Annotated in this window: 3 protein-coding genes; 1 reads left to right on the top strand and 2 read right to left on the bottom strand. The window is 65.3% G+C overall.

Annotated elements, in window-relative coordinates; all coding sequences use genetic code 11:
• Nucleotides 1–406, top strand: a 406-nt coding sequence (locus FN835_RS20995) for a zincin-like metallopeptidase domain-containing protein (protein ID WP_246098839.1), incomplete at its 5' end; no start/stop codon positions are given.
• A 129-nt stretch (nucleotides 407–535) separates the two neighbouring features.
• Here FN835_RS20995 and FN835_RS20990 read toward each other — a convergent pair.
• On the bottom strand, nucleotides 536–1,147 hold the full coding sequence (locus FN835_RS20990; RefSeq protein WP_142665174.1) for a hypothetical protein: 612 nt from the start codon (nucleotides 1,145–1,147) through the stop codon (nucleotides 536–538).
• Nucleotides 1,147–1,848 (bottom strand): nucleotide-binding protein (locus tag FN835_RS20985; protein ID WP_142665173.1); only part of this gene is annotated, 702 nt, incomplete at its 5' end. The genes FN835_RS20990 and FN835_RS20985, both read right to left, overlap by 1 nt.

The raw sequence follows: 1,848 nt of genomic DNA, 5'->3' as shown, positions 1-1,848 counted from the left end.
CAGCGCCGAGGCGCAGGCCTATTATGACCGTCGGTCTGACTTCATCCATATGCCCGACATCGCGACCTTCCACTCTGCTGGGAGCTATTATGCCACCTTGGCACATGAGGCCTGCCATTGGAGCGGCCATGCATCCCGTCTGGACCGTTTCAGCCGGTTCACCGACCGCAAGGCCTACGCGTTCGAGGAGTTGATCGCGGAGATCGGCAATTGCATGCTCTGCAGCCAATTGGGCCTGACGCCGGATTTTGGCCAGTCCGCCGCCTATGTCGAAGGCTGGCTACGCGCGCTCCAGGATGACAAGCGGATGATCTTCAAGGCCGCGACCGAGGCGCAAAAGGCGGCAGATTATCTGCTGGGCTGTGCAGCGCAGACACGGCCGCAAACGCAGACGGATGCAGCCTGAAGGCGCACGGCTCTTGCGCAAATGCCACCCGCCGCGCCCAGCGGCGGGCAGAGGACGGCAAACGGAAAATCCTGCCATGCCGGATTTGTGCCTTGAGAATGCCGCGCCGGACCTGACATCCGGTCGCGGTCAATATCCCGCGCGGTGAAGATAGTCCTCGAGATGCACGACGGCCTTGGCCCGGACCCAACGCGAGAGGCTGGGGGTCAACCCGGCCAGGCCCTCGGGATCGAGCTCGGTGCATAGCCGGTCATGCGCGGCGCGGGACAGGGTGATGGAACTGTCAAAGCGATGTGCCGAGGCTTTGGCGCGGTCGACCGGCACATCTCGGTAATCGATCCCCGCCTCCAGCGCGGCGGTCAGAGCCGGGCGCAAGTCGGCCATGGCGCGGCGCAACACCGTGCCCACCGGACAACGCGCCTTTGCCGCCCATGCGGCGGCGCGGGCGACCAGGTTATCGGGCAGGCGGTAGAGCAGGCGGATGGTGACCATGTCGGGGCGGGTCACAGGATGCGCATGAGCTCTGCGTTGTGCGGTCTGAACCCGCTGCGGCGCTTTTTGCGCATCAGTTGCGCCATCTCTTGCGGCACCGCCCGGCGGCGCGTTCTCGACCGCTGCCGGCGGTTCCGACACCGTCGTGCTGACCACCATGTCCACCTTGCCCGGTGCCTCAAACTCAAGCCTGCGGCAGAACTCCGGGTCCGGGGCCGAAATCCGGCCCGGCTGTTTCAGCCTGGCCATCAGGCGGCCTCGCGGATGCTGCGATCGAGCTCGGTCAGCACCTCGTCCATTTCCGCCAACGCGACGCCCAGATGGCTGGCCACGCCGGGGTTGCGGGTCTTGCGGCGGATCTCGTCCAGCAGACCCTGACCGTCCAGCCGTTTGTACATGGCGCGGTCCATGATCACATCGCCCAGCACCGGCAGATCGCGGATGACCTTTTCGTACACCTCCAACTCCGCCGCAGATCGGCTGAGCGGCACCCGGTTCAGAATGACCTTGAACGGCGGCACGGCGGCCGGATCCTCGACGCGCCGCTTCAGGCGCTGATACCAGAGCCCGGTCTCGCGGTTCTCTTCGTAATTCATCGCCGACAGCATGCAGGGCGCGACCAGCAGATGGGCCATCATCGCAATGTGGTCCTGCGCCTCGGAGCCACCACCGAAGGTGTCGACCAGGATGAGATGTTCCTGATCGGATTGCGCGTAAATCTCCCCGATCCGGTCGGTGACCACGGCGACGGAGAGGGTGGGGATGACCTCGACCAGATCATTCCAATGTCCCTGTGCCTGCGCGCGGTCACGCCACTTGCTGATGCTGCGGCTTTCATCGGTGTCGAAAATGGTAACGCTCTCGCCGCGCGCGGCGGCGGCCGAGGCCAGTCCCATGATCAGGGTGGTTTTGCCGCAACCGCCCTTGCGGTTCATGGCGGCGATGACGCG

The sequence above is a fragment of the Paracoccus laeviglucosivorans genome (genome assembly GCF_900182695.1).
Lineage (GTDB): Bacteria > Pseudomonadota > Alphaproteobacteria > Rhodobacterales > Rhodobacteraceae > Paracoccus > Paracoccus laeviglucosivorans.
The sequence above is the reverse complement of the archived record's forward strand: the minus strand, read 5'-3'. Positions and strand labels throughout refer to the sequence as shown.

Excerpts from the sequence above, each read along its gene's own strand:
- FN835_RS20990 (WP_142665174.1), bottom strand. The coding sequence starts at position 1,147 with ATGGCCAGGCTGAAACAGCCGGGCCGGATTTCGGCCCCGGACCCGGAG.